The 25,083-nt window shown below is 63.0% G+C and carries 23 protein-coding genes, 1 tRNA gene and 1 CRISPR repeat array; of the genes, 4 read left to right on the top strand and 20 right to left on the bottom strand.

What is annotated here, in order from left to right:
• Window positions 1–25: 25 nt before the first annotated feature.
• From ACZ415_RS06050 to ACZ415_RS06005, 10 genes are all read right to left on the bottom strand, one after another.
• On the bottom strand, window positions 26–1,759 hold the full coding sequence (locus tag ACZ415_RS06050; RefSeq protein ID WP_344704029.1) for a putative bifunctional diguanylate cyclase/phosphodiesterase: 1,734 nt from the start codon (window positions 1,757–1,759) through the stop codon (window positions 26–28).
• 107 nt (window positions 1,760–1,866) lie between these two features.
• The gene (locus tag ACZ415_RS06045) at window positions 1,867–3,162 is read right to left on the bottom strand and encodes a sensor domain-containing diguanylate cyclase (protein ID WP_344704027.1); all 1,296 of its coding nucleotides are present in this window, start codon (window positions 3,160–3,162) and stop codon (window positions 1,867–1,869) included.
• A gap of 33 nt (window positions 3,163–3,195) precedes the next feature.
• The gene (gene proB / locus ACZ415_RS06040) at window positions 3,196–4,341 is read right to left on the bottom strand and encodes a glutamate 5-kinase (protein WP_344704025.1); all 1,146 of its coding nucleotides are present in this window, start codon (window positions 4,339–4,341) and stop codon (window positions 3,196–3,198) included.
• Between the two features lie 42 nt (window positions 4,342–4,383).
• A complete protein-coding gene (gene cgtA, locus ACZ415_RS06035) occupies window positions 4,384–5,574 on the bottom strand; it encodes an Obg family GTPase CgtA (protein WP_344704023.1) in 1,191 nt (396 codons plus the stop codon).
• A 157-nt stretch (window positions 5,575–5,731) separates the two neighbouring features.
• On the bottom strand, window positions 5,732–5,989 hold the full coding sequence (rpmA, locus tag ACZ415_RS06030; RefSeq protein WP_344704022.1) for a 50S ribosomal protein L27: 258 nt from the start codon (window positions 5,987–5,989) through the stop codon (window positions 5,732–5,734).
• 29 nt (window positions 5,990–6,018) lie between these two features.
• Complete coding sequence (gene rplU / locus ACZ415_RS06025; RefSeq protein WP_344704020.1) at window positions 6,019–6,330, bottom strand: 50S ribosomal protein L21; 312 nt, start codon at window positions 6,328–6,330, stop codon at window positions 6,019–6,021.
• Window positions 6,331–6,565: 235 nt separating this feature from the next.
• The gene (locus ACZ415_RS06020; protein ID WP_344704018.1) at window positions 6,566–7,846 is read right to left on the bottom strand and encodes a CsgG/HfaB family protein; all 1,281 of its coding nucleotides are present in this window, start codon (window positions 7,844–7,846) and stop codon (window positions 6,566–6,568) included.
• Window positions 7,846–9,240, bottom strand: a complete 1,395-nt coding sequence (locus tag ACZ415_RS06015; RefSeq protein WP_344704017.1) for a DUF6844 domain-containing protein — start codon at window positions 9,238–9,240, stop codon at window positions 7,846–7,848. The genes ACZ415_RS06020 and ACZ415_RS06015 overlap by 1 nt, the downstream gene beginning before the upstream one ends.
• Window positions 9,241–9,257: 17 nt before the next feature.
• Window positions 9,258–9,857 (bottom strand): penicillin-binding protein activator LpoB, encoded by a 600-nt coding sequence (lpoB, locus tag ACZ415_RS06010; RefSeq protein ID WP_344704015.1) that lies wholly within the window; start codon window positions 9,855–9,857, stop codon window positions 9,258–9,260.
• 95 nt (window positions 9,858–9,952) lie between these two features.
• Window positions 9,953–11,437, bottom strand: coding sequence for a COG3014 family protein (locus ACZ415_RS06005; protein ID WP_344704014.1), 1,485 nt, complete (start codon window positions 11,435–11,437; stop codon window positions 9,953–9,955).
• 320 nt (window positions 11,438–11,757) lie between these two features.
• On the opposite strand from ACZ415_RS06005, the gene ispB reads away from it, so the two are divergent.
• Window positions 11,758–12,756 carry an octaprenyl diphosphate synthase gene (ispB, locus tag ACZ415_RS06000; protein WP_344704012.1) on the top strand — a complete coding sequence of 333 codons (999 nt, stop codon included), beginning with the start codon at window positions 11,758–11,760 and terminating at the stop codon, window positions 12,754–12,756.
• A gap of 93 nt (window positions 12,757–12,849) precedes the next feature.
• A tRNA-Pro gene (locus ACZ415_RS05995) sits at window positions 12,850–12,926 on the top strand.
• A gap of 125 nt (window positions 12,927–13,051) precedes the next feature.
• On the opposite strand, the gene ACZ415_RS05990 is transcribed toward ACZ415_RS05995, so the two are convergent.
• Genes ACZ415_RS05990 through ACZ415_RS05980 form a run of 3 tightly spaced genes read right to left on the bottom strand, consistent with a single transcriptional unit; the run spans window position 13,052 to window position 15,668 of the window.
• A complete protein-coding gene (locus ACZ415_RS05990; RefSeq protein ID WP_344704010.1) occupies window positions 13,052–14,038 on the bottom strand; it encodes a diaminopimelate dehydrogenase in 987 nt (328 codons plus the stop codon).
• Between the two features lie 39 nt (window positions 14,039–14,077).
• The gene (gene pncB, locus ACZ415_RS05985; protein WP_344704008.1) at window positions 14,078–15,280 is read right to left on the bottom strand and encodes a nicotinate phosphoribosyltransferase; all 1,203 of its coding nucleotides are present in this window, start codon (window positions 15,278–15,280) and stop codon (window positions 14,078–14,080) included.
• Between the two features lie 58 nt (window positions 15,281–15,338).
• On the bottom strand, window positions 15,339–15,668 hold the full coding sequence (locus tag ACZ415_RS05980; RefSeq protein WP_344704006.1) for a hypothetical protein: 330 nt from the start codon (window positions 15,666–15,668) through the stop codon (window positions 15,339–15,341).
• A gap of 268 nt (window positions 15,669–15,936) precedes the next feature.
• Here ACZ415_RS05980 and ACZ415_RS05975 point away from each other — a divergent pair, with 268 nt between their 5' ends.
• A complete protein-coding gene (locus ACZ415_RS05975) occupies window positions 15,937–16,464 on the top strand; it encodes a YqiA/YcfP family alpha/beta fold hydrolase (protein ID WP_344704004.1) in 528 nt (175 codons plus the stop codon).
• 68 nt (window positions 16,465–16,532) lie between these two features.
• The gene (locus tag ACZ415_RS05970; RefSeq protein WP_344704002.1) at window positions 16,533–17,411 is read left to right on the top strand and encodes a ChaN family lipoprotein; all 879 of its coding nucleotides are present in this window, start codon (window positions 16,533–16,535) and stop codon (window positions 17,409–17,411) included.
• 161 nt (window positions 17,412–17,572) lie between these two features.
• Here ACZ415_RS05970 and glnA read toward each other — a convergent pair whose 3' ends face one another.
• The 7 genes from glnA to ACZ415_RS05935 form a co-directional block, all read right to left on the bottom strand.
• On the bottom strand, window positions 17,573–18,979 hold the full coding sequence (glnA, locus tag ACZ415_RS05965) for a glutamate--ammonia ligase (protein ID WP_344704000.1): 1,407 nt from the start codon (window positions 18,977–18,979) through the stop codon (window positions 17,573–17,575).
• Window positions 18,980–19,293: 314 nt separating this feature from the next.
• A CRISPR array of direct repeats spans window positions 19,294–20,221; the repeat unit is 28 nt; unit sequence TTTCTGAGCTGCCTGGGCGGCAGCGAGC.
• 174 nt (window positions 20,222–20,395) lie between these two features.
• Entirely contained in the window at window positions 20,396–21,145 is a 750-nt protein-coding gene (locus ACZ415_RS05960; RefSeq protein WP_344703115.1) for an IS5 family transposase, read from the bottom strand.
• 82 nt (window positions 21,146–21,227) lie between these two features.
• Window positions 21,228–21,779, bottom strand: a complete 552-nt coding sequence (gene cas6f, locus ACZ415_RS05955) for a type I-F CRISPR-associated endoribonuclease Cas6/Csy4 (RefSeq protein ID WP_344703130.1) — start codon at window positions 21,777–21,779, stop codon at window positions 21,228–21,230.
• Window positions 21,780–21,785: 6 nt separating this feature from the next.
• On the bottom strand, window positions 21,786–22,820 hold the full coding sequence (gene csy3 / locus ACZ415_RS05950; RefSeq protein WP_344703132.1) for a type I-F CRISPR-associated protein Csy3: 1,035 nt from the start codon (window positions 22,818–22,820) through the stop codon (window positions 21,786–21,788).
• A gap of 15 nt (window positions 22,821–22,835) precedes the next feature.
• Window positions 22,836–23,168 carry a type I-F CRISPR-associated protein Csy2 gene (locus ACZ415_RS05945; protein WP_464387776.1) on the bottom strand — a complete coding sequence of 111 codons (333 nt, stop codon included), beginning with the start codon at window positions 23,166–23,168 and terminating at the stop codon, window positions 22,836–22,838.
• 29 nt (window positions 23,169–23,197) lie between these two features.
• The gene (gene tnpC, locus ACZ415_RS05940; protein ID WP_464387713.1) at window positions 23,198–24,640 is read right to left on the bottom strand and encodes an IS66 family transposase; all 1,443 of its coding nucleotides are present in this window, start codon (window positions 24,638–24,640) and stop codon (window positions 23,198–23,200) included.
• 66 nt (window positions 24,641–24,706) lie between these two features.
• Window positions 24,707–25,063 (bottom strand): type I-F CRISPR-associated protein Csy1, encoded by a 357-nt coding sequence (locus tag ACZ415_RS05935; protein WP_464387775.1) that lies wholly within the window; start codon window positions 25,061–25,063, stop codon window positions 24,707–24,709.
• Window positions 25,064–25,083 lie beyond the last annotated feature (20 nt).

The following is a 25,083-nucleotide window of genomic DNA, read 5'->3' as shown; positions in this document are numbered from 1 at the left end:
AACGGCTACCGTGCTCGGGTGTCATCTACGCTACGGGCGCTGCGGTGATATCACGCCATTCACGGCGCAGCGGCCACTGCAGCAGCCATTCGGGCAGCGCTTCCGGGGGCATGGGCCGGGCAATGCCGTATCCCTGCGCCAGCATGCAGCCAAGCGACATCAGCGCCCGGGCGTGGTCCAGCGTTTCCACGCCTTCTGCCATCATGGGGTGGCAAAAACGGTTGGCCATGTAAATAACGCTTTCTACAATCGCCATGTCGTCAGGATCAACCAGCATATCGCGCACAAAGCTTTGATCCACTTTGATCAGGTTGACCGGCAGCTTTCGCAGATGGGTCAGCGAGGAAAACCCGGTGCCGAAGTCGTCCACGGCGAAGCTCACACCCAGCGCTCGGCAGCGGGCCATGGTATCCAGCGCCGTTTGAATGTCGTGCAGGGCAGCGCTTTCCAGCACTTCCAGCTTGAGCAGCGCAGGCGATACCTGCGGATAGCGCGCCAGCAGCTCGCCAAGCCGCTCGGTAAAGCGCTGGGTGAGCAGGTGCGTGGGGCTGATGTTGACGCTGATCGCAAGCGCTTTGTTTGCCTGATGCCAGTCGGCGAGCTGGCGCAGCGCAGCGTCAAGCACCCATTCGCCAAGATCCACTTCAAGCAGGGTGCCGTCAATGATCGGTAAAAATGCCGCCGGCGACAGCAGGCCGCGGTCAGGATGCTGCCAGCGTATCAGCGCTTCCACGCCGATCACGCGGCCGCTTTGCAGATCCACCTGGGGCTGGTAGTGCAGGCGCAGCTCGTTGTTTTCCAGCGCATCAAAAAACCGCTGGCGCTGCTCGTTACGCACCTGCAGCCAACGGTCGTGCTCTGAGTCGAATATATGAAAGCTGTCCCGGCCGCGCTGCTTGGCCCGATACATGGCCTGGTTGGCGTGGCGCAGCAGCACATCGCCCTGGGCTTTGTCCGCCGGGTATCGGGTCACACCCATGCTGGCGGACAGATACAAGCGTTTCCCTTCGACCATCAGCGGCTTGCGAATAACCGCCAGCAGCCGCTGAAAAAACGCCTCGTCGGCGTTTTGGCGCACCAGCAGAACAAACTCATCGCCGCCTACGCGGGCCAGCACGTCATCATCGCACAGCAGCTGGCCGATGCGCCGGGCGAAATCGGTCAGCAGCCCATCGCCCACTCGGCGGCTGAACGTTTCGTTGACCCGGCTGAAAAAATCGATATCCAGCGTGCAAACGGCAAGCGCCTGGCCGCTGCGGTCGGCATGCTCGATGGCGTCCTGAATGAGCCGGGTAAGCAGCTTTAAGCCGGGCAGCCCGGTAAGCGCATCGTAGTCGACATCGCAGCTGGGCGGTCGCATCTGGGAAACCAGGGACAGATCAGCCAGTACGATCACGTGTCGCACCAGCGTGCCCAGGGCATTGCGCACGCCTTTCACCGACATCACGCCCGGATAGCGCTCGCCGTCGCGGCGGCGGTAGGTCACCCGGCAGCGAGACGTGCCGTACCGGCGCACCTCGTCTTCGACCAGCGCCGCCCCGTCGCCTGCGTCCCGGGAAAACAGGAGAAAGGCGTTCGGCGTTGTGGCGTAGACGTCTTCAAGCGATAGACCGGTCAGTTCGATAAACGCAGGATTGACGTGGGTAATGCGGTTATCGGCGTCGGTGATGATCAGCGCTTCGTTTGCCTGGGCGAATACGTTTGCCGTCGCCTCGTCGCTGCTGGGGGAAGTGCTTTTCGGCTTTGTGCATTCTGGCATTGACCGGCACATGCCGCAGGCTCCTTATCTCCATCCGGCCCGGTACCCATCAGCGCGGGCAGCCGGTTCCGGAACGTTGTTGTTGGCAGGGCGATATTGCTGGCCCGTCAGTATCGTACCGGCACAAACGAAGAGGCAACGGCCATATCGCGCCCGCGACGCTTGGCCGCATACAGCGCCTGGTCGGCACGGCTTACCAGCGCCCGGCGGGTTTCTCCGGGAATGTACTCGGCCACGCCGATGCTGACGGTAATGCTGTGCTGGCCCAGAGGCCGCTGGCGCACGGCATTCAGGATGCGTTCGGCAAGCCGCCAGGCGCCGCTGCGGTCCGTTGCGTGCAGCAGCACTGCAAACTCTTCGCCGCCCCAGCGGGCAAACACGTCGCTGGCGCGCAGGCAGCCCTCGATGCGTCCGGCCAGCTGCTGGAGCACCACGTCGCCCTGGGCGTGCCCGTAGATATCGTTGATCTGTTTGAAGTGATCAATATCAAACATCAGCAGGGAAAATACGCCGCGGTCCCGGGCGCTTTCCGCTACGTAACGCGCCAGCGCATCGTCAAAGGCACGGCGGTTGTACGCGCCGGTCAAGTGATCATGCATGGCCCGGGCTTTCAGCTCGCGCTCCAGGCGCTTGCGCTCGGCAATATCATGAAACACGGAGACGTAGTGGCGCACTTGGCTGGGATCGTCGGGTACTGCGGTGATCGACTGCCAGAGCGGATAGATATCGCCGTTTTTGTTGCGATTCCAGATCTCTCCCTGCCAGTGGCCGGTATCCCGCAGGCTTTGCCATAGCTGCCGGTAAAAAGCGCGGTCATGCCGGCCGGATTTGAACAGCCGCGGTGTTTTACCGATAACTTCGTGGTCACGGTAGCCGGTGATCTCGGTAAACGCGCGGTTAGCGCGGCGAATGATCATATCGGCATCGGTAATGAAAGTGGCCTGGCCGGTATCAAACGCCGCCGCCATCAGGCGCAGCTCACGCTCCTGTTCGCGGCGCAGGGTGATGTCTTCCTTTACGGTAACGAAACTTACAACCTTGCCGGCGGCGTCTTTTACCGGGGTGATGGTCTGGGCCTCCCAGTAAAGCTCGCCGCTCTTGCGCCGGTTGAGCAGCTCACCCTGCCACACGTTGCCCGCGCGCAGCGTGGCCCACAGCGTGTCGTATACGTCATTGGGCGTCTGCCCTGACTGAATCAGCGCCGGCGTTTGCCCCAGCAGCTCATCGCGGCGGTAGCCGGTGATCTGCAAAAAACGCTGATTGACAAACTCGATATAGCCGTTGGCATCGGTAATCGCTGTGGCGGCCGGGCTCTGCTCCACGGCAATATAAAGCTGGTTAAAACGCCGGCGCAGATCGGCGACGTCTTCCCCCAAGACCTGCTGCAGAGATGGTTCCGTCATCGCTGTCACTCTCCTGTTCGTCCCAAGGCCAGACTACTCCGCCGCGCGCACGACCACCAGGTTATCGCGGTGCACCAGCGAGCGCGCTTCCACGTAGCCCAAAAGCGCCTCGATCTGGTGGCTGGGCTTTCCGGCAATACGGCGCGCCTCGTCGGCGCCGTAGTTGGCCAGGCCCTTGGCTACCAGCGCGCCCTGCTCGTCTACGCAAGCTACCATATCGCCACGGCGAAAGGTGCCCTGCACCCGGCGCACGCCGACCGCCAGCAGGCTGGAGCCGCGCTCGCGCAGCACTTTCACCGCGCCGGCGTCCAAAACGAGCGTGCCGCGCACCTTGAGCTGGCCGGCCAGCCAGCGCTTGCGCGCGGCCAGCGGCGCCTGCACCGGGCGCAAAAGCGTGCCCTGCGTCTCGCCGTCCATCAGCCGGGTGAGGATATCCGGCTCGCGGCCGCTGGCAATCACCGTCACCGCGCCGGAGCGCGCAGCCAGCCTGGCCGCGCGCACCTTGGTGCTCATGCCGCCGCGCCCAAGCGCCCCGCCGTCGCCGGCCACCGCCGCCAGCCGCGGATCGTCGGCGCGGCCTTCGGCAATTAATTTGGCGCTCGGGTCGTGGCGCGGGTCGGCGTCAAACAGCCCTTCCTGATCGGTCAGCAGCAGCAGCGCGTCGGCTTCCAGCAGGTTGGCCACCAGCGCGCCCAGGGTGTCGTTGTCGCCAAAGCGGATTTCGTCGGTGACCACGGTATCGTTTTCGTTGACCACCGGCACCACGCGCATGTCCACCAGGGTGCGCAAGGCCGATAGCGCGTTCAGGTAGCGCTTGCGGTTGGAAAGATCGTCATGGGTCAGCAGAATCTGCGCGGTGAGAATCGCGTGGCGGGCAAAGTGCAGCTCGTAGCTCTGGGTCAGGCCGTTTTGCCCCACGGCGGCGGCGGCCTGCAGTTCGTGCACTTCGCTGGGGCGCGCCTGCCAGCCCAGCCGCAGCATGCCCGCCGCCACCGCGCCGGACGACACCAGCACAACCTCCACGCCGCGCCGGTGCAGCGCGGCGATCTGATCAACCCAGCGGCCGATGGCCACGTCATCCAGCCCGCGACCGTCATTGGTCAAAAGCGCGCTGCCGATCTTCACCACCACCCGGCGCCCCCGGGAGAGCGCCTCGCGCCCGGGCTGTTCATGGCTCACAGCACCCCTCCTTCGCCTGTCGCCCCGCACAAGGCGGCGCCGTCAGGGCGCGTATTCCACTTCCACGTCGTAATCGTCGTCGTCAAAGTCGTCATCATCGTCTTCGTCCCGGGGCTTGCGTTTGCGGCCCAGCCGGGCTTCGGTGCGCGCCACGGCCTCTTCTTCCATACGCCGGCGCATATCCTGCTCGCGGGCGCGGGCGGTTTCGTCTTCGTACTCCAGGCGCTGCTGCTCGTCAAGCCAGCGGTAGGCCGCCTGCACCAGCGGCCGGGTGCCGTCCTGGCTGATGGCCGAAAGGCAGAATACCGGGCCTTCCCAGCCCAGCGCCTCGACGATTTCTTTGGCGCGGGCGTCGCGCTCGTCCTCGGCCAGCAGGTCAAACTTGTTGAGCACCAGCCAGCGCGGGCGCTCGGCCAGCGCCGGGGAGAACTGCTCAAGCTCTCGGGCAATGGCCCGGGCGGATTCAACCGGGTCGGTTTCGTCAAACGGCGCGACGTCAACCACGTGCAGCAGCAGACGGGTGCGCGTGAGGTGCTTCAAAAAGCGCAGCCCCAGCCCCGCGCCTTCCGAGGCGCCTTCGATCAGCCCGGGAATGTCGGCCATCACGAAGTGCTCGTGCAGGCCAAGCTTGACCACGCCGAGGTTGGGCACAAGCGTGGTGAACGGGTAGTTGGCGACCTTGGGCTTGGCCGCCGAGACCGCGCGAATCAGCGTCGACTTGCCGGCGTTGGGCAGGCCCAGAAGCCCCACGTCGGCCATCACCTTCATTTCAAAGCGCAGGTTGCGCCGCTCGCCGTCGGTGCCGGGCGTGGTGCGCCGCGGGGCGCGATTGGTCGACGATTTGAAATGGATGTTGCCCAGCCCACGGCGGCCGCCCTGAGCCACCAGCACCACCTGGCCGGCCTCGGTGACGTCGGCAATCACCTCCAGGGTGTCTTCGTCGATCACCGTGGTGCCCACCGGCACCTTGACGTGCAGGTCATCGCCGGCGCGGCCGCTCATCTGGCGGCCCTGGCCGGGGCGGCCGTTTTCCGCCTTGTAAAAGCGCTGATATTTGAAATCGATCAGGGTATTGAGCGAGTCGTCGCCGATCAGCTGCACGCTGCCGCCGTGGCCGCCGTCGCCGCCGTCCGGCCCGCCCTTGGGCACGTATTTTTCGCGGCGAAAGCTCAAACAGCCGTTGCCGCCATTTCCCGCCTCGACAATGACCGAGGCTTCATCGAGAAACTGCATGGTTGTTGCTCCTGGCCGCTCTCGCCGCCGGTTGTCGCAAAGGATGCCTGGCCGGCATCTCTGGCATTTTGCGGCCTGCGCCTGAGTTCAACAAGGCAGACGCAGACAAAAAAGCCCCGCCGTGGCGGGGCTTTGTCTTCGCAGGCAGCGCTTTCGCTCAGGCGGAAACGACGCTGACGAACTTGCGGTTCTTCGGGCCTTTGGTCTCGAACTTGACCACGCCTTCGCCCAGGGCGAACAGGGTGTGGTCCTTGCCGATGCCAACGCCTGTGCCGGCGTGGAACTTGGTGCCGCGCTGGCGCACGATGATGTTGCCCGGCGTTACCGCCTGGCCACCAAAGAGTTTCACGCCGAGGCGTTTGGATTCACTGTCGCGACCGTTACGCGTGGAACCGGCGGCTTTCTTATGTGCCATGGATCAAATCCTCCTTTGGGGAATTGCCTTTACGCGGAAATTCCGGTGATTTTGACTTCGGTATACCACTGGCGATGGCCCTGGCGGGTCATGCTGTGCTTGCGGCGGCGGAACTTGATGATTTTGACCTTGTCACCGCGGCCGTGGTCGACCACTTCGGCGGTAACCTTGGCACCGCCGACCAGCGGCGTGCCCACTTTCACTTCGTTGCCGTCGTCTACCAGCAGCACCTGGTCAAACTCGATGGCGTCACCGGTGGGCAGCTCCAGCTTTTCCAGCTTGAGCGTCTGGCCTTCCTGAACGCGGTACTGTTTGCCACCGCTTTTGATTACTGCGTACATGTCTGTCTCCGAAACGGATTTTAATGGCGGCGTACCGCCCGGCTCATCGCGCCTGGCTCTTGTTCGATACGCGCACAATCGACCTGCGGCGAGTGGCGCCTCTTTTGGCAGCCATCTGACAGGGAGCATGACAAGCGGGCGCGCATTATAGCGAACTGGCACGGCCACCACAAACGCTTTGCCTTTTGCCTTCCGCTCTTTGGCCCCTTGCCCTTTGGCACTTGCCGCTGTGCGTCTAGCACGGGTCCATGGGCAGACACACCCGCTTGCGCGTGCCGCGCTGTGCCGCGCGCTCGGCTTCACGCGTGGCGTGGCCGGTGGCATCCACGCGGCGCAGCACCTGCCCGTTGCCCGAAACGCTGCCTTTCACCACGCGGGCATAGGCCACCTTCGGTGCGACGCGGGTCACTTCCACCTCGGCCTGCCAGGTTTCGTTTGCGCCAAGCGTTTCGCCGTGATACGGATCCTTATAGGCTTTGCCAATATCGTAAACGGCCCAGCGCTGGCCCGGCCGAACCATGCCCTGCCCCTGGTTGACGACCAGCCGGCCGGGCTCGCTTTCCACTACGCGCAGCGGATAGATGACGTTAAGGGCCTGAAACGTCAGCTCATCGCCCAGGCGGTCGTAGACCTGCTGCGCGAACCCGCCGCCGGCCGGCGCATCCACGCCCAGCGCCGCCGGTGAGGCGGTCAGCGTATGGCTCCACATCACCTGCCCGGTAGCGGGAATCACCACCCGCGCTTCCAGAGTGGCGACGCCTTCGCCCTGCCGGGAGCGCTCGCCGGTAATCGGATTGCTGATCTCTTTCATCGCCATATCGAACCCGGTCAAACGGGCCGTCAGCAGATAGTCAGCTCCCAGCTCGCGGCCGAGCATGGCTTTTTGGGCAAGCCCGGCACGCCCGGATGCCACAAAGCGCTGCTCGGCGGCGATGGCTCTGCGCATGTCCCGGTCGAGCACGTTAAAGCGCCGCGCGCTCACCAATGCACGCACCAGCGACTGGGTCAAACGGCGTGACACGTCGCCGGCGCTTTGCACCTGCCCGTTGAGCCGCAGCGACGCTGCATCCACCTCCACCGGATAAACCGCCAGCCGGCGCCGATTGGCCTGGGCGCCGCTGCCGGGCACACGGTACACCGGCAGCTGCACCTTCAGCCGCGCCCGCTGCCCGCCGCCGGCGGCCGGGGAGACGCTGACCACGCGATAGCCGCTGATCAGCCCGTCGCTTTTTACCTGTGTGGCGCTGGCGGTTTGTTGCCGGTGCGTCACGCTCGCTTCACGCCCGCTGCCATCGCGAACCGACAGCCGCTCCATGGAGCGGCGCAGCTCACGGCTTGCGTTCACCTGACCGCCGTGCACCTGGCGCACCGCTTCCCCCAGGGCGTTGAAGATGGCTTCTTCCCGGGTGGCGCCGGTGCTCTCGGCGCTCACGGTGCGCGTTTGTACGCCGGCGTGCGCCGATACGCCAAGGCCGAGCATCAGCCAGCCCAGCAGCAGCAAAACAGCGGCACGCATTACCACTCTCCGAAAGCGCCGGTAGCGCGCGAGCTTTCCGCCACGCCGCCGGCGTCTTTCCCGCCGGCGCTATCCGGCTGCTCTTGCGACGCCTTGGCAGCGCCCAGCCCTTGCGCCTTGGCTGAGGTGGCGGGCGACCAGTACTTTACATACCCCAGATAAGGATGGCCGGTAGTCGGATCCGTGGCGTTCCACTGGCCAACGGTCTGCACGCCCTGCAGGTGCGCCTGGGCTTCCGAGCGCAGCACGTTGTTGACCATGCGGCCGACGTTTGACGCGCTGAACTCACGCGCGGTGCCGTCGGCCCGCGTTTCCTGCACGCGCTCACGCAGTTTGCGCCGGGAGCTTTTCTTTTGGCCCTGCACGGTCATGGTGGCAAACTGCGCCAGCCAGCCGTCCGCCATCAGCTGCGCGCTGGAACGTGCCGCTTCAAGCTCGGCGCTGATCTCGAACTCATCCATGGCGCCGCGCACCAGGGCCGGTGCGCCGGTGCCAAAGGCCATCAGCCCGTAGCGCCCCTGAGCATCGGCAATGGGCTGCACGCCAAAGTAGCCCAGCATCGGCTCGCCGGCTTCGATCTGCGGCTTTAGGCGCTGCTGGATCTGATCTACCGGAATGGCCTGGCCGGGTGCGACGTCACCGGTGCGCAGCTGGCGACCAAACTCGCTGAAGCGGTCAGACTTCACCACGACAACCGTCACGCGGCCGTTGTTGACGGGGCCGTCTCCGCCGACTTCTTCGATCACCCCGAAGATGCCGATACCGGACAGCTCGCCCATGGCCTGCCAGGTGGTTTGCGTGACGAACTCGTCGAAAAGCAGCTGCTCACGCTCGGCTATGTTGAGCTGCGGCAGGTTGCCGGTATCGCCGCCCAGCTCCTCGATCACGCGGTTGAGCGTTTGCACCGAGGCCTCGGCCAGACGGCTCGACAGGGCCTTCCCCAGGGCTTTGAGGCTGGTGGTGTCTTCCACTTCCTGCGGCAGGCCGTTTTGCATGAAGCGGTCGGCCATGGTCTTGCCCACGCGTACCGAGTCCTGGGCGACAAGCTCGCCCATTGCCTGCAAAAACGCTTCTTCGGTGGCAATCAGCCGCGCTTGGCTAAAATCAATGCTCGTCGGGTCGACGGCGATATCCTGACTGGCGACTACCAGGGTGCCGCCGGCGGGGTTATTGGGAGACTCGCCCTGCACCCAGCCCCTTTCGTTGAGAAACGCCTGGATTTTTTCGTCGCTTCTGGACACCTCGCCTACCGCCATGAACGGCGACGGCGGGGTGCTGGCCGCACGCTGCTGCGACGCGCTGGCCTGCTCGGCTACCGCTTGGTCCTGCGCCCACGCCGCCGGCAGCGCCAGCACCCAGCAGGTCAACGCGACACTTTGTATAACACGTTTCATAATCGTCCCTTTGATGCTTACCAGCTAACCGAGGCCGCCGAGCCGCGTTTGATGACCTGGGTTTCGTCTTCCCAGAATGCCAGCCCCGAGGCCAGATCCGTCAGCGACAGCTGCACGTAGTATTCCACCTGCTGATCGCCGCCGACTTGGCGGTTGCGCTGCAGAATCTTCCCGGACAGGCTCAAATCCGGCGCCTGCAGCGTGCCTTTGCGCTGCACCCCACGCTGATCAAACTCTTCCGAATCGCGCAGCGTGCGCGCCAGCATGTTCATTTCGTCCTCGGCGCCGTCAATGCCCACGGCCGTGGTGGTTACCACCCGGCCGGAGCGCAGCAGATCCACGCGGATCTTTTTGACCAGCTGGTCGGTGTCCAGGCGCTGCATGGTGTCGTTGACGATGCGGCTGACCACCATGACGTAGCGCCCGCCGTTGGGGTTATCCACCGCGCCGCTTGCCAGCATGGAGTCCACCGAGGCCGCCGCGGCACGTTCAAAGTCGCGGTAGTCAAGCGACATGCTGACGCTTCCCTGGTCGTTGTCCGTGTCGACATAGTGCGTTTGCGTGGCACAGCCGCTTAGCGCCAGCGCCAGGCCGGCCACCATTAACAGATACTTCATGACGTCACTTCCCTATTGCGATGATGCGTTTGCGCTACACGCTAAAAGGCAGCGCAGCAGCGCGGCCAGGTAACAGCCGCGGTATGGAAAAACGCTTAGCGGCTGGCCACGGCGGGCACGGCGCCCAGAGTCAGCTGCTCGCCGGGCTGCTCGCCCTGCAGGTCAATAAGCGATACCTGCGCCGGCCCCTGCTGGCTTGGGCGCTTGATGTAGACAAGCGTATACGGCCAGTCGGGCAAGGTAAGCTCGCCGAGCGGGCCGGCCTCGGTGCTCAGCGCAAGCGCACCGGAGGCCGGGCGGTCAAAACGCGTCGCCTCCCAGTGCGCCGGCGTTGCCTGCCAGCTGCGCAAATCCGCCCGCGTGGTGGTGGCTGCAAACAGCGCAGAGCCTAGCTGGCCCACGGCCCCCATCTCGTCGGCTGCGGTTTTCTGCACCAGCGCCTTGACTGCCGCCGAGGCAACCGCCCGGCCCAGCACGGCAGGAAAGCGCGACTGCATTTCGGTTTTGATCACTTTGCTCATCGGCGAGAACGCTTCCAGCGCAATCGGGCTGCCGTCGGCCTGCACCGCCAGCGTGTCGCGGTTGGCCGTGCGATTGCTGTAGCGCGGCAGGGCAATGCCGGTATAGGCGGGAACGGAGCTGTTGCCGTGGAAAAGCAGCAGCGGCACATCAAAGCGCGTCTCCTTGGCCACCGGGCCCAGGCCGTTTTCGTACAGCACCCAGACCTGCGGCGTCAGGCGTTGCCGCGACTGCCTGCCGGAGGCAAGCGCCTCGGCCAGCTCGGCATCGGCGCGCAGTGCCTTATTGCCCGGCGCCATATCGGCGACGCGCGAAAGCGACACGCTGGCCTTGTCCAGGTCGCCGCTGTCCCGGCTGGCCAGAAAGAAGAGGCCGTGAAGGTAGGTAGACGCCGGCACGATAAACTGCGAATAGACGTTCCACTGCGAGGTGCTGCCGTAGTGCTGAGCCACGCTTTGCTGCAGGGCGTCACTTTCCAGGCTGTCGCTGATGGATGCCTGCTCGGCGCTGTCACCGTCTTTCAGTGCGGCCTGCTGCGCGGCAATCTCATCGGCAAACGAGGCGACTGCCCGCCGGGTGCGGTCGTCAGCGCGATTGAACTCGATGCGGGCCAGATCACGCTGGCCTTGCTGCAAAAAAGACAGCCCCTTGTAGGTATTGACCAGCACGGTCTCGGCAAGCATCGGGGTGTAGTCACGCTCCGCGTCGTTGATCAGCACGGACATACCGCCTTCCAGCAGATTGGACGCCACCCCCGAGGTGTCATCGAGTTTCATGCCCGCCTCGGCTTCATCGTAAAGCGCAACGGCCTCGGCGTGGGCGCCCAGCATTCGCTTGGCTTCGGCCTGGTGGAGCACTTGCAGAAGGCGCTTGTCTTCTGCCTTTTTCGCGCCGCCAAATCCGGGTTTGGCCTTCATTGCCTCAGCGGCTGCCTGATAATCCCCTTGCACCCAGGAGGCGTTGAACGCCTCCATCTGGCTGCGCTGCTGGTAGGAAGAACAGCCCGCCAGCGCGGTGACGGCTGCCGCCAAAGCAACGGCCTTTATAGCTCCTTGCATCATGTTCCCTCATGTTTCCCTGGCAGGCGCTTCAACGCTCGTTTTCTGCACCCGCATCGTTACCGCCCTTCTCCAGAAGGGCACTTCAATACGCTTGTGGGCCGGCGGGACCGGCGCGCTGTCCATGCGCCGCTGCCACCCAGCCGCTGTGAGCCTACCACGCCCTTGGCACGCTGCCACGGCGCAAACGCATCGGCCGATCAAAAAAAACCTCCTCCGGAACGCGCCGGTACTGCCTTGACGCCCGGCAGGCGGCCCCATAGCATAAGCCACACATCACCCGGCGGCTTTGCCGTCTTCACCTGCCGCGATGAATACAATCCATGACCACCGACACCTCCGCCTGTACGCCTGCCAGTTCCTCCCCGCTGCACGCGGCGGTGGCCGATGACTTTGCCGCGGTCAACCGCACCATTACCCAGCAGCTAAGCTCACGGGTGCCGCTGGTCGAGGCCATCAGCGGCTACATCATTGACAGCGGCGGCAAGCGCCTGCGCCCGCTGCTGGTGCTGCTGGCCGCGCGCGCGCTGGGCTACGGCGGCGACAAGCACGTAACCCTTGCCACGCTGATCGAGTTCATGCACACCTCCACGCTTTTGCACGACGACGTGGTGGACGAGTCGCACCTGCGCCGGGGCAAGCAAACCGCCAACGACGCCTGGGGCAACGCGCCTTCGGTGCTGGTGGGGGATTTTCTCTACTCGCGCTCGTTTCAGATGATGGTCGACGTAGGCTCCATGCGCATCATGGAAATCCTCTCCGCTGCGACCTGCATCATCGCCGAAGGCGAAGTGCGCCAGCTGACCAACATCGGCAACCCGTCGATCAGCGAAGACGACTACTTCGCCACCATTCAAGGCAAGACCGCCCAGCTGTTCGAGGCGGCCACCCAAACCGGCGCCGTCATCGCCGGGGCCACCCCGGAACAGGAAGAGGCGCTTACGCGCTACGGCCGCTACCTGGGGCTGGCTTTTCAGCTGATGGATGATCTGCTCGACTATCAGGGCGACGCCGGGGCGATGGGCAAAAACGTCGGCGATGATCTGGCCGAAGGCAAGCCGACGCTGCCGCTTTTGCGTGCCATGGCCAAAGGCACGCCGGAACAGGCCAAGCTGATCCGCCAGGCCATCCGCAAGGGCGGGCTTGACCGGCTCGACGCGGTGCTTGAAATTGTCCACGCCACCGGCGCGCTGGACGATACCCGCGCCCGGGCAGAAGACATGGCCGCCAAGGCACTGGCTCAGCTGGACGTTTTGCCGGCAAGCGAATTTCGCGACACCATGGCCACGCTGGCCCGTACCGCAGTAGAGCGCACGGCATAAAGGGATCGTCGCCGCGTGACAACAAACGCTTGATAAAGCGCTGCGAGCGGCGTATAGTAGCCCACCAGTTGGCCGTAACGGCCGGCAGCATTTCGGAATATAGCTCAGCTTGGTAGAGCGCTGCCTTCGGGAGGCAGAGGTCGTAGGTTCGAATCCTGCTATTCCGACCAACATCAGAAAAAGGGCTTACGCTACGGCGTAAGCCCTTTTTTGTGGCTGCCTTTCCTGCACTGCGATGTTCCCTCGATCGCCGGCACCGATACCGCGCGTCCCGGTGCCGGTGCCAGCTCAGCGTCTAGAGCAGCTCTTTACGCAGCTGGGCCGGATCTTTGGGTGAAAGCAGGCCCGGGGCGACATCAAACACCGTGCGGGCGCCGGACTCGCCGCGTTTGGCCATGCGGTAGGCGGCACGGGCGTAGGCCACCAGCGCGCTGGCGGTGAACTCGGGGTTGCTGTCGAGCTTGAGCGAGTATTCAATCGACTGCCGGTTGCCGTCACCGGTCACGCCGCTGCGGATCACGAAGCCGCCGTGGGGCATGGCCGTATGTTCCCGGGCAAAGGTATCGTCGTCGATGAAGTGCACCACGCTGTCGTACTCGGCGAAGTAGTGCGGCATGGTGACGATGGCCTCGCGCACGGCGTCAGCGTCGGCCCCGTCTTCCAGCACCACGTAGCATTCGCGCACGTGCTTTTCCCGGGTGCTCAGCGTGGGCTGCTCGCCGCTGCGTACCCGGGCAATGGCGTCTTCAGAGGGCAGCGTGTACTGCACGCCCTTTTTCACGCCCTCAACGCTGCGCACGGCCTGGGAGTGCCCCTGGCTTAAGCCCTTGCCCCAGAACGAATAGGTCTCGCCCTCGGCCAGCACGGCTTCACCGAAGGCGCGGTTGAGCGAAAACAGGCCCGGGTCCCAGCCGATGGACATCATGGCCACGGTGCCGGCCTTTTTCGCCGGTGCGTCCAGCGCAGCGTAGTAGTCGTTGACCGTGGCGTGGGTGTCGAAGCTGTCCACGGTGGTGAAAAACTGCGCCAGATGCGGCCCCTGCTCGGGCAAATCGGTCTTGGAGCCGCCGCACAGCACCATCACGTCGACCTCATCTTTGAACGTTTCCACCTCACTCATGGCGTACACCGGCACGCTTGGGTCCAGAAGCGTGACGCTTTCCGGGTCCCGGCGGCTGAATACGCCCACCAGCTGCATGTCAGGATTTTGCCGGAGCGCAGCTTCCACGCCGCGCCCGAGATTGCCGTAGCCGGCAATGGCGACTCGAATTTGATCGGCCATGTAACACGTTGCCTTTTGTCGATGAATGAAAGGGTGAAATTAGTCTGCCACGTTGAACACGCTTTTCAGGTAGTGCACGTATTCCGGATCGTGGGTGGCGGCCTTGCCCGGCTCGTCGGTGATCTTGGCCACCGGCTGGCCGTTGCACGAGACCATCTTGATCACGATATTCATGGGTTTCACCCCGGGCAGATCACAGGTCAGGTTGGTGCCGATGCCAAAGCTGGTGCGAATGCGCCCGGCAAGCGCCTTTCTGATGCTCATGGCGGTGTCGAAGGTAAGCCCGTCGCTGAAGATCAGCGTTTTGGTTTGCGGATCAATCCCCAGCTTTTCGTAGTGGCGAATGCACTTTTCGGCAAAAACCAAAGGGTCGCCGCTGTCGTGGCGCAGCCCGTCAAACAGCTTGGCAAAGTACAAATCGAAATCACCGAGAAAGGCGTCAAGCGTCACGGTGTCAGTGAGCGCGATGCCCAGATGGCCGCGGTATTCCTGCACCCAGGCTTCCAGCGCCGCACGCTGGCTGTCTACCAGCCGGCTACCCAGCTGCTGATGCGCCATGACCCATTCATGGGCCATGGTGCCCATGGGGGCCAGGTTATAACGCCGGGCCAGATCCACGTTGCTGGTGCCCACGAACTGGCCGGGAAACTCGTCCGCCAGCACCTCGATCACGGCCTCTTGAACCGGCTGAGACAGCCGCCGGCGCGTGCCGAAGTCGGCAAGGCGCAGGTCTGCCAGCTGCGACGGGGCATAGTCGCGGCGCAGCGCGGCAAACTTGTCGCGCAGCTGGCCAACGGCCTGATCCACGGTGGCGCCGGGGTAAAGCACCCGGTTACGCACCTCGCTGATAATCGCCAGAATCACAATCTCAAACAGAATGCTGTGGGTCCAGGGGCCGTCGATGACGATGCACAGGTCGGTGCCTTCCATGTGCATGGATACGTAGTCAGGGCAGAAGCGGTAAAGCTCAAGAAAGCGAATGAAATCCGGCGACATATAGGCAAAGCCGCCCAGATAGTCAGACTCGGCCGGCGACAGCGACAGCGAGCGCAGGCTTTCCACCTGCTCGCGGATCTGGTCCAGATAAGGGCTCAGGTCTTCAGCATTACGGCAGCGAAACTCCCAGACCACGCTGGCGTTGGCGTATTTATGATGCACCCCCTGCATCATGGTGAGCTTGTACCAGTCGGTATCCAGAAGTGAGGTGATGACCTGCCCCGGCGCGCGGTAGGTAGCCGCCATACAAATAACTCCCTGAGCGTAACGATTGATCTTGCGATAACAAAGTGGGGCGGGACAGCTAGCCGGCACGATGGCGCGGCAGCGGCTCAGCGGGCGCTTTGCGGCTGTCGGCGGCCGGGGCGCATCGCTCACCGGTCAGGCGGTACCATTCGGCTTCGTCCAGATAGTGCAGACACCAGCGGGAAAGTGCAGCGGCGCCCTCTTCCGCGCTGTATCGATTGCTGCGGTAGCAGCAGGCGATATCCAGCAGATCCTGCCGGGCAGTGCGCGCCCGGGCAGAGCCGCCGTGAACGCCGGTCAGCGGGCGACGCGGGTCATACGCTGCATGGGTCAGCGCATTCAGCCAATAGCCCAGCTCATGGGCCCGTATGCCGCCGTAAACTGCCACCTGAGCGCTCTCCTTTGCCGTGTTTTTATCCTGTGTTCAAGCCAACGTCGGCCTGCGCCGCCGACTACCGCCCGCATCCTCCTAGCGTGCCCGAAACCGGCATGGCTGTCACCTTCGCCGCCAAGGATGTGGCCCGTTCACTGCAAAACGTCATACAGGGCACCGAACGCCTCGCTTGGCAGCCGCCGGCGAACCCGCTAGGGTTTCATTACACGTCGGCGGCGCACTTGCGGCATCCGGCTCATCGGCACGCAACCGCGGGGCAATCATGATTACCGTTTACCTCTCTCACGGCCTGGAAAGCGGCCCCGGCGCGCTCAAGATGCAAGCGCTCAAGGGCATCGCCGAGCAGATTGACGACATAGAAGCCGTGGTGATGGACTATCGCACCCTGCCCGACCCTCGCGAACGGCTTTTGCATTTGCGCCACACGCGCCTTGCCCGCGGCGACGACCCGGCCCGCTGCATCATGGCCGGCTCCAGCCTCGGCGGTTGGCTCAGCGCCATGCTGGGTGCCGAACATGCCGTGCTGGGCTGTTTTCTGCTGGCCCCGGCGCTGGGGCTGGTCGACTACCCGGAGACCTCGCCGCTGCTCAGCGCTCAGACGACGCACATCATTCACGGCTGGCAGGACGACGTGATCGCCCCCGGCGCGGTGATCGACTACGCCCGAGAGCAGCGCCTGTCGCTGCGCCTGGTCGACGACGACCACCGCCTGCACGCAAGCCTGGCCCTCATCGGCGATGACTTCGCACGCTTTCTGCGCCACTGCCAGACCCTTGCCAACCGCGCCTGAGCCGGCTTTGCGCTGCTTCACTTCGCCTTCTCGCTTTCTCGCCTTCACCAACATCGTCAAGGATTGCCATGCGCCGATCACGCCTTTTACCGCTCGGGCTGATGCTTACCGCCTTCGCCGCACCCAGCCCCGCCGATGACTGCCTGACCCCGGGCGACTGGTGGCAGCACGAGGCCGTCACACCGGCCTCCCGCGTCATGGCCCAGGCCGCCGCCCAGGACGTGGTATTGATCGGCGAGCACCACGACCAAATCGCCCATCACCGCTTCGAACTTGCCACCCTAGCCGGCCTTGCCGCCCACCGCGACGACATGGTGATCGGCCTGGAAATGCTGCCCCGCAGCGCCCAGCCGGTGCTTGACGCCTGGGTCGCCGGCAAACTCAGCGAAGCCGCCCTGCTACGCCAAAGCCGCTGGGACGAGGTGTGGGGCTTTGAGGCGGCCATGTACCTGCCGATTTTCCACTTCGCGCGGATGAACCGCCTTCCGCTGATAGCGCTCAACATCGCCCCTGAGCTGCGCCGCCGGCTGGCCGACGACGGCTTTGACGCCGTGCCCGCCGCCGAGCGCCACGACATTGCCCCGCCCGCCGCGCCAACGCCGGCCTACCGCCAGCGCCTGCGCCGGGTATACGACGCCCACCCGCTGGAGCAGCCGTTTGCCACATTCCTGCGCGCCCAGCTGGCCTGGGACGCCGCCATGGCCGATGCCCTGGCCCGAGCCAGCGCCGGCGGCCGCCTCGCCGTGGGGCTCATGGGCACAGGGCACATGCAGTACAACGACGGCGTGGCCCATCAGCTTGCCGAGCGCAGCGTGCAGGCACAGATGACGCTTATGCCGCTGCCGGCTGCCACCTGCCGCCCGAACACGCCGGCCCCGGCCGACGCCGTGTATCTGCTGGAGGCCGCACCCGCGCCCGACTTTATGGAGCGGCTGGGCGTCGACTGACCGTCGGCCACGCGCGACGGCGACTCCCGCTCACCAAGCGGGAGTACCCATCATCGGCCATGGCGCGGTTAGGCTCGCTTTTCCTGACGCCGCTTTTTTCGGTTCAACTGTTTCCCGTTCAACTTTTCCGATTCCGCCTTTTCCGGCAGTGTACCCGGCCTTTAACAGCTGTAATACAGCTCAAACTCGACCGGGTGCGTGGTCATGCGCAGCGCATCCACATCGCTTCTTTTCAGCGCGATGTAGGCATCGATCATCTCGTCGCTGAACACCCCGCCTTCGGTCAGGAAAGTGCGGTCTTCGTCCAGCGCGTCCAGCGCCTGCTCCAGGCTGCTCGCCACGGTAGGCACTTCCTTGCCCTCTTCCGGCGGCAGGTCGTAGAGGTTTTTGTCCATGGCATCACCCGGATGAATCTGGTGTTTGATGCCGTCGATCCCCGCCATCAGCATCGCCGCAAAGCACAGGTAGGGGTTGGCCGTGGGGTCGGGGAAGCGCAGCTCCACCCGCTTGCCCTTGGGGCTTGCGGTGTAGGGAATACGGATCGAGGCCGAGCGGTTGCGCGCGCTGTAGGCCAGCATCACCGGCGCTTCAAAGCCCGGCACCAGGCGCTTGTAGGAGTTGGTCGAGGCGTTGGTGAACGCGTTCAGCGCCCGGGCGTGCTTGATGATGCCGCCGATGTAGTACAGCGCCATTTCCGAAAGCCCGGCGTATTCGTCACCGGCAAACTGGTTCTCGCCGTCCTTCCAGAACGACTGGTGCACGTGCATGCCGGAGCCGTTGTCGCCCACCAGCGGCTTGGGCATGAAAGTCGCGGTCTTGCCGTAGGCGTGGGCCACGTTATGGATCACGTACTTCATTTCCTGCACTTCGTCGGCCTTTTTGACCAGGGTGTTGAACTTGACCCCGATCTCGTTCTGGCCGGCGGTGCCCACCTCATGGTGGTGGACTTCAACGCTCTGACCGATGGCCTCCAGGGTGTTGCACATCGCCCCGCGAATATCGTGGAAGCTGTCCACCGGCGGCACCGGAAAATAGCCGCCCTTCACTCGGGGGCGGTGGGCCAGGTTGCCGCCTTCGATGGAGTGATCGGACGACCAGGCGCCCTCTTCCGAGGTGATCTTGTACATGGAGCCCTGAATGTCGGTCTTCCAGTGCACCTCGTCGAAGATGAAAAACTCCGGCTCCGGGCCGAAAAACGCCGTATCGCCCAGGCCCGTGGACTGCAAGAACGCCTCGGCGCGCTTGGCGATCGAGCGCGGGTCGCGGTCGTAGCCCTGCATGGTCGCCGGCTCGATGATGTCGCAGCGCAGCACCAGAGTGGCATCCTCGGTGAACGGGTCGAGGTAGGCCGTGCCGTCTTCCGGGCGCAGCACCATGTCCGACTCGTTGATGCCCTTCCAACCCAGCATCGAAGAGCCGTCGAACATCTGGCCGTCTTCAAAAAAATCCTCGTCCACGTCCCGCGCCGGGATCGTGACGTGCTGCTCCTTGCCGATGGTGTCTGTAAAGCGCAGGTCGATCCATTTCACATCGTGTTCTTCGATCAGGGCGAGCGTCTTGGCTGACATGCAGGTCTCCGGGATAAGCGTCGTCGCTAAACGTGAAATAAGTGCCGGCGGGCGGCCCCGCCCGAGCAAAATCTGGCTACCGTTGTAGCATATCGCAGCCGCGCGCGTACGGCTGCGAAAACCCACGTATTGTTTCAGGTGCTTGAAAAAATTGCACGCGGGAGGGTTAACAGTGCCCGGGGGCAGCGCACCCATTTCCGCAAGAAGCCGGCTTTACCGGGCAAAGCAGGCCGGAGGCCTGCCGGATAGTGCCCTGCATAAGCTGCCTGTTCGGCAACGAACGTAGCGGACCACCCCCGCGGGTGCGGAGATCGTTTCTGAGCTGCCTGGGCGGCAGCGAGCAACGCAAATGGAGTCAGGCGTTTAGCCAGGGATTTCTGAGCTACCTGGGCGGCAGCGAGCCTGGCCCACCTGCCGGACGAGAGCGGCGGCATTTTCTGAGCTGCCTGGGCGGCAGCGAGCTGCGAGCCCCGGGGGATCGTCGTCACCTGCTCTTTCTGAGCTGCCTGGGCGGCAGCGAGCGTCATGGCACGGGCGAATGCTGCGATGTTGTTTTTCTGAGCTGCCTGGGCGGCAGCGAGCGACAGGTGGGCCTCGTCCACAATAATGATATTTTTCTGAGCTACCTGGGCGGCAGCGAGCTTTTTGGTCAGCGCCAGCCCGCAGGACGGGCATTTCTGAGCTGCCTGGGCGGCAGCGAGCTCACCGATGCCGAGACTATCGCGCAGATCGAATTTCTGAGCTGCCTGGGCGGCAGCGAGCACGCCCCGGCGTGATGATATTTTTCTTTTCGATTTCTGAGCTGCCTGGGCGGCAGCGAGCTTTTTCAGGATGCCGGCGACCATCGGCATATATTTCTGAGCTGCCTGGGCGGCAGCGAGCGGTCGCCACAAAAAGCGTAGCAGGAGCGTAACTTTCTGAGCTGCCTGGGCGGCAGCGAGCTGCCGCATGACCAGCGCGGCCTTGCCGGTGTATTTCTGAGCTGCCTGGGCGGCAGCGAGCGGCCGATACCCATCGCATCCTGCACCCACTCTTTTCTGAGCTGCCTGGGCGGCAGCGAGCTCTCCATGGCCCCGCCGAAGCGGGGCGCTGTTTTTCTGAGCTGCCTGGGCGGCAGCGAGCCTTCCGGTTCAGGAGCGCGGCCTTGAATACGTTTTCTGAGCTGCCTGGGCGGCAGCGAGCCCAGCTGCAAGTCGCTGCCGTCGTATTCCATCTTTCTGAGCTGCCTGGGCGGCAGCGAGCTAGAGCATGATAATCGTAATTGATTGATTATTAAAGAGCTAATGCGCCAAAAAGCGGCACTACCCTTTTTTGAATAGTGCCGCTAAGCTGCTGATTTTTAGTTATTCCTGTTCACGTCCGAAAAAAGGGTTAAACCACGGCACTGTCGCTTCCCTACTAGGGCCTGTTGACGTTTCACATTGGCAGCCATAAAAAGCTGCACGCCAAGGCCACTATGCTTTCGTAGTTTCGCTTGAGCTTATCGTAACGCGTCGCGATAGCACGATACGGCTTCAATCGAGCAAAGGCATTCTCAACCAGATGCCGGTAGCGATATAATCCTCTGTCCAGGTTGGCATTTCCTTTGTTCGAGTTGCGTTTGCGCGGAATCACGGCAGCCATGCCCTTGGCTTCGACCTGCTCACGGATACGCTCGCTGTCATAGCCCTTGTCAGCCACCAACGCATCACCCGCCGGCAAGTCGTCAATCAACGCCGACGCTTCCCTGCTGTCATGCACCTCACCGCCCGTTATCCTGAAGGCAATCGGCAGCCCATAGGCATCAACGGTCAGATGGATTTTGCTGGTATTGCCTGCACGACTTTTACCAATGGCTTCGGCGTCTTCCGTGGCAGCCCCCGTGCTGTCCTGGTGTGCCTTGACGTAAGAGCCATCAATGAACAGCCACTCGACATCAGGATCTTCCACCAGAGAGCTGAAAATCCTCATCAACTTTCCACTCGCTGACCAGGCGTTGAAGCGCTTGTAGACCGTATTCCAGAGGCCAAACGCCTCCGGTAGGTCCCGCCACGGACAGCCGGTGCGCATCCGATACAGGATGCCTTCCACCGTGGTACGCAGGTCGGCCTTGTCATAAATACCTTGTTGAAGCAGGATAGGTTTTAGCTTCGACCAGTGTTCATCCGTGAGCATTTGTCGGGGCATGGCAGGCTTGCAGTTTGTTGGCGTAGGAACCTTTATTCTGCGAGCTTGCCTCTATCCTGCCAAATCTTCCTGTCATCAAACGTCAACAGGCCCTAAGGCCATAGTGATTGAATGTTCCTTCAACGGATGTTTCTTTGGGCTTGCCGTGCTCGATAAACAGGCAAAACTGCTCTTGGGTTGAACGGCTATTAAACTGCACGTATGGCAGTTCAATGCGACGGGCAGCGGGCTTTTGATACAACGTGCGCGCTTCTTCCATGCTAATACCATGCCGCTTGGCATAGCGTTTGGCGCGGCTTTCACTGCCGGTATTAAACTGGCGTCGCCTGACGACGACATGGCGCGCACTTTCAGGCACCTGCGCGATATCACTGACCATAACGTGATCGCGCATTCCATTGAGCCAGCCGGTCTGCGCAAGCTTTTCCAGCCGTTCACGTGAGCCGTGCAGCCGCAGGTGGTTGCCCATCGTGCGCGCTTTCACACCGACACGGTGCTGCGGGAAACTGACGCCAATATCATTGGCATCCAGATCGAACAGGACACGGTGCAGCTTGCTGTACAGGGCCCTTAGTAAAAACACCTCGGGGAACTCTGGATCCGGTCGCAGGCGTATATCCATGTAGTGGGTCATACCGTGTTACCCCGCCTCGCCAAACACGCCGCCGCGAATCAGCGTCGCCATGACAAAATGCTGCTGCTCGGTTTCCGGCACTTGGTCTTTGAGTAGCCAGTTATCCAACAGGTTATAGAAGTCGACTTTCTGTTTGGGTTGGCGATAGGCTTTGCCTTGAGTAGTCACAGAGCCGTAGGGCTCAACGGCAATGGGGCCCAGATCGTCTTTGGCTTCCTGCGGGTACCAGGTATCAACGGTACGGATGGCGTTGCCCAGTTTTTGCGAGTGAATACCGGCGATATTATCGATTTGATAGAGCGTTTTGCTTTTATCGCCGCGACCGCGGTCCAAAATCAGCTCCTGCGAGGGAAACACTTCCTGGCCTGCGCCAACTCGCGCGTACGCGGTTACCTCAAGCAATACGAGCCCTTCATCGTTCAGGCCACGGCTGATGCTATCAGCCAGTTCACCAAGCTCTTGATCCGCGCCGTTGGGTGAAAAATCGCGCAGTGAAAGTGCTAGCGCGTCAAACGTCCATGTCTTGGCGGTGTTGCCCTGCTCCAATTTACGCACCTGAACTTCAACCGCTTCCGCTCCTACACGGCTGCGCCACAAAAAGCGGCCGTTAGCGAGGTTGTAGGCATAACGTCGCGCCAATTCGGCAAAACCGTTTTGCTCTACGTATCCGCCGACAACTTCTTTAAGTTTATCCTGGTATTCGGCGTTGTTGCAGGCCGATGGCACACCGGCGCCGCCCAGTACACGCAGGGTAAAGCATGTTTTCAGCGTATCGGCGTCGTGAGGCAGCGTAGCTACGTCTACCGTTTGCAGGTTGGGATTTTCTATTTGCGCATCCAGCTTGGCCGGGTCTTGCTCTTTTGCTTTGAGGCGATTGGAAATGGTGCCGCGTACCGATTTTTCGCGCACGGCAATGGGCTGTGCGTCAGCGTCATGGCGCTGCTCCCAGCGAACGGCGTACATCAGCGCGTCGGACGGATCGAGTTTACGTTCGAAAGCGAGAACGGAGGCGGTTTTGAGGGCCGTGTCTTTTTTAGCCATGATAAGCTCCTTGCGTTAAGCGCACGCACTGCGCTGGTAGTCGTTATTCAGGCGATACACGCCTTTTTCCATATCGTTGTCCACATACCAAAGCAGTTCACTCGGTGACTGCAAGTGGTGCGGGCTGCACCACTGGCCGATGGAATACAGACTTTCTACAAAGCAAAATGGCGTCGTTTCATCTCGGGCGCTGACGACCTCTCCAGGCCCAAAAACTTCGGTCAACGCGCCGTAGCCTACGGGCAGCGGTACCAGCCAGCCGGGCTTTTTACGCACTCGCCATTCCACTTCAACCTTTTCCTTGCCATCTGTGCTCTCGGTAACAGTTTGATGGCACTCCCAGTTCAAGCGTGAAAGATCCAGCGTAACTATTTAGCTCATGCTGCCTGATCCAGCTCGTCCTCTCGCATGAAGGCAGGCACCTCACCGGCAAACAGTTGCTCCAGCGCCGTGTGCGCCGCCAGGCCCTGTTTAACGGCCGTCGAGAGGAAACTGCGCATCCGACAGAAGATCTCCGCCCCTTCCCACGAGCGGAAACAGCCCGAGATCTTCTGCTGGACCTTTGTCATCCGCAGGTCGCGCTCTCCCTGGTTGTTGGTGAAGGGAACGGCAGGATCCTCGAGGAAGCGCAGCACGTCATCCTCATACGCCCGGAGGCGTTCGAGCAGGTTGCGCGCTTTGGTGCGCCTGGTGCGCCCACGGGTTCCGGGGGGTGGCCTGGCCGGTGGCGGACATTCGGCCTCACCCTCCGCCAGGCAGTCCCGGTAGCGAACTCGCCAGCGCTGCGCCTCGTCTGCCGGGAGGCAGCCTCCCGCCTCATCGACGGCGCGATTCATGGCCAACAGCCGATCATGCAGCGACGTCGCCCAGGTTTGCTGGTCGTTGTCCCGGACGCCGGTCAGTTCGCGAAGGTGATGGGCATTGCACAGCGCGTGCCGGCAATCGTGGTAGCGGTAATAGGGCTTCCAATGATCATGCACCAGTACTCCCTGGACGTAAGGCAGGATGCCGATGGCGTCCATGGCCTCCTGGCCGCGCTTTGCATGAGGCGCCAGGTAGGTCAAGGCTTCATTCGAGGCGCAGTGCAGCCAGTAGCGCTTGCCACCGACCTGCATCCCGGTTTCATCGGCATGCACGGTAGCCGCTTCACGTAGCGCCGGGATCACCCACTCGGCAAAGGGCTCGGCTCGTCGGCAGGCCTCCTGGTTGAAGGCAAACAGGGTGCCGGTGCTCAGTGACAGGCCATACTGCGACGTCAGCAGCTCCCGAATGCGCGCATAAGGCAGCAGCTGGTATTGGGAGAGATAGACGGCATGCGCCTTGAGACGCGGGCCATACTGGATCGGGCGGGTCACGCCGTCGGGAAACGGCGCTACATGGCGTTGGCCCCGATCATCCTCCAGCACCTCGGCCTGGTACTCGGTCACCACCGACTGGATCACGATGTCCTGGACCTGACGCTTCTCAACGCCGACCGAGTGATACGCTCTCCCCTTGTTGGGCAGAGTGCGGCGATCGACGCGCAACGATACGACCTCATCCGGGTCGGTAACCGGCTCCAGCGTCCTGCCTTCGTGACCCGGTTGCCCGCCGGGGCGACGCTCGCCCTTTGCCCGGGAGCGGCGTTGGCGGTTGAGGTCCTGTGACGGCGGCTTGCTGCTATTGCGGCTGCTGGTCGCCAGCCGGTCCGCCATCAGCTTGACCAGCAGCATCAGGACGTCGATCGCGGCGCGCAGCGAAGGAGAGACCGTGCGGTCTTCCTTGAGCTGCTGCCGGACCCGCTCGAGGGCCTCGTCGACGTTGATATCTCTGATGGTCATGTTGCCTGCTGGGTGGGGGAGTCGAATGACGGTACTATGCCTGAAGGAACAGCGGGTTGGCGAGTCTCACCCGACGCCACCTGAATAGTTACGAAATTTATACACATCCAGCGCCGCCGCGCTACCCACCACGTCGCCGCTGAAATCAGTGGGCAGCAGATGGCTGCCCACCCAAGGAAGGCTGGGTAGCTCAGAGGGCTCAACATATCGGCTTGAGCCCTTGGCATCGGGATGCGTCGCCTTGAGCGCATGGGTAACGACCTGCAGATGCCCAACGCGCCGCGCGGCATCCTCCAGCCAGTTGGCAGACCTGAACTGCTCCATCAGCGCGTCACGCTTTGGGTCGTCATCCGGTAGTTTTTCCAGCTTTCCCGCCAAACGATCATCAATAAATTCTTGCATAAGCTGGCGAATGTCGCCCACTCTGCCTTCTAGCCTTTGCT

Source organism: Halomonas cibimaris, assembly GCF_055379665.1.
Note: the sequence above shows the minus strand (reverse complement) of the source record. Positions and strands in the feature narration are given on the sequence as shown.

What these genes read in the sequence shown, in the direction of transcription:
- ACZ415_RS06050 (WP_344704029.1), bottom strand. Translation starts at nt 1,759, where the DNA reads ATGCCAGAATGCACAAAGCCGAAAAGCACTTCCCCCAGCAGCGACGAG.
- glnA (WP_344704000.1), bottom strand. Translation starts at nt 18,979, where the DNA reads ATGTCAGCCAAGACGCTCGCCCTGATCGAAGAACACGATGTGAAATGG.
- rpmA (WP_344704022.1), bottom strand. Translation starts at nt 5,989, where the DNA reads ATGGCACATAAGAAAGCCGCCGGTTCCACGCGTAACGGTCGCGACAGT.
- lpoB (WP_344704015.1), bottom strand. Translation starts at nt 9,857, where the DNA reads ATGAAGTATCTGTTAATGGTGGCCGGCCTGGCGCTGGCGCTAAGCGGC.
- ACZ415_RS05970 (WP_344704002.1), top strand. Translation starts at nt 16,533, where the DNA reads ATGCGCCGATCACGCCTTTTACCGCTCGGGCTGATGCTTACCGCCTTC.
- pncB (WP_344704008.1), bottom strand. Translation starts at nt 15,280, where the DNA reads ATGGCGGCTACCTACCGCGCGCCGGGGCAGGTCATCACCTCACTTCTG.
- ACZ415_RS05990 (WP_344704010.1), bottom strand. Translation starts at nt 14,038, where the DNA reads ATGGCCGATCAAATTCGAGTCGCCATTGCCGGCTACGGCAATCTCGGG.
- ACZ415_RS06020 (WP_344704018.1), bottom strand. Translation starts at nt 7,846, where the DNA reads ATGCGTGCCGCTGTTTTGCTGCTGCTGGGCTGGCTGATGCTCGGCCTT.
- ACZ415_RS05975 (WP_344704004.1), top strand. Translation starts at nt 15,937, where the DNA reads ATGATTACCGTTTACCTCTCTCACGGCCTGGAAAGCGGCCCCGGCGCG.
- cas6f (WP_344703130.1), bottom strand. Translation starts at nt 21,779, where the DNA reads ATGACCCACTACATGGATATACGCCTGCGACCGGATCCAGAGTTCCCC.
- rplU (WP_344704020.1), bottom strand. Translation starts at nt 6,330, where the DNA reads ATGTACGCAGTAATCAAAAGCGGTGGCAAACAGTACCGCGTTCAGGAA.
- ACZ415_RS06045 (WP_344704027.1), bottom strand. Translation starts at nt 3,162, where the DNA reads ATGACGGAACCATCTCTGCAGCAGGTCTTGGGGGAAGACGTCGCCGAT.
- ACZ415_RS06015 (WP_344704017.1), bottom strand. Translation starts at nt 9,240, where the DNA reads ATGAAACGTGTTATACAAAGTGTCGCGTTGACCTGCTGGGTGCTGGCG.
- tnpC (WP_464387713.1), bottom strand. Translation starts at nt 24,640, where the DNA reads ATGACCATCAGAGATATCAACGTCGACGAGGCCCTCGAGCGGGTCCGG.
- ACZ415_RS06005 (WP_344704014.1), bottom strand. Translation starts at nt 11,437, where the DNA reads ATGATGCAAGGAGCTATAAAGGCCGTTGCTTTGGCGGCAGCCGTCACC.
- cgtA (WP_344704023.1), bottom strand. Translation starts at nt 5,574, where the DNA reads ATGCAGTTTCTCGATGAAGCCTCGGTCATTGTCGAGGCGGGAAATGGC.
- csy3 (WP_344703132.1), bottom strand. Translation starts at nt 22,820, where the DNA reads ATGGCTAAAAAAGACACGGCCCTCAAAACCGCCTCCGTTCTCGCTTTC.
- ispB (WP_344704012.1), top strand. Translation starts at nt 11,758, where the DNA reads ATGACCACCGACACCTCCGCCTGTACGCCTGCCAGTTCCTCCCCGCTG.
- ACZ415_RS05960 (WP_344703115.1), bottom strand. Translation starts at nt 21,145, where the DNA reads ATGCCCCGACAAATGCTCACGGATGAACACTGGTCGAAGCTAAAACCT.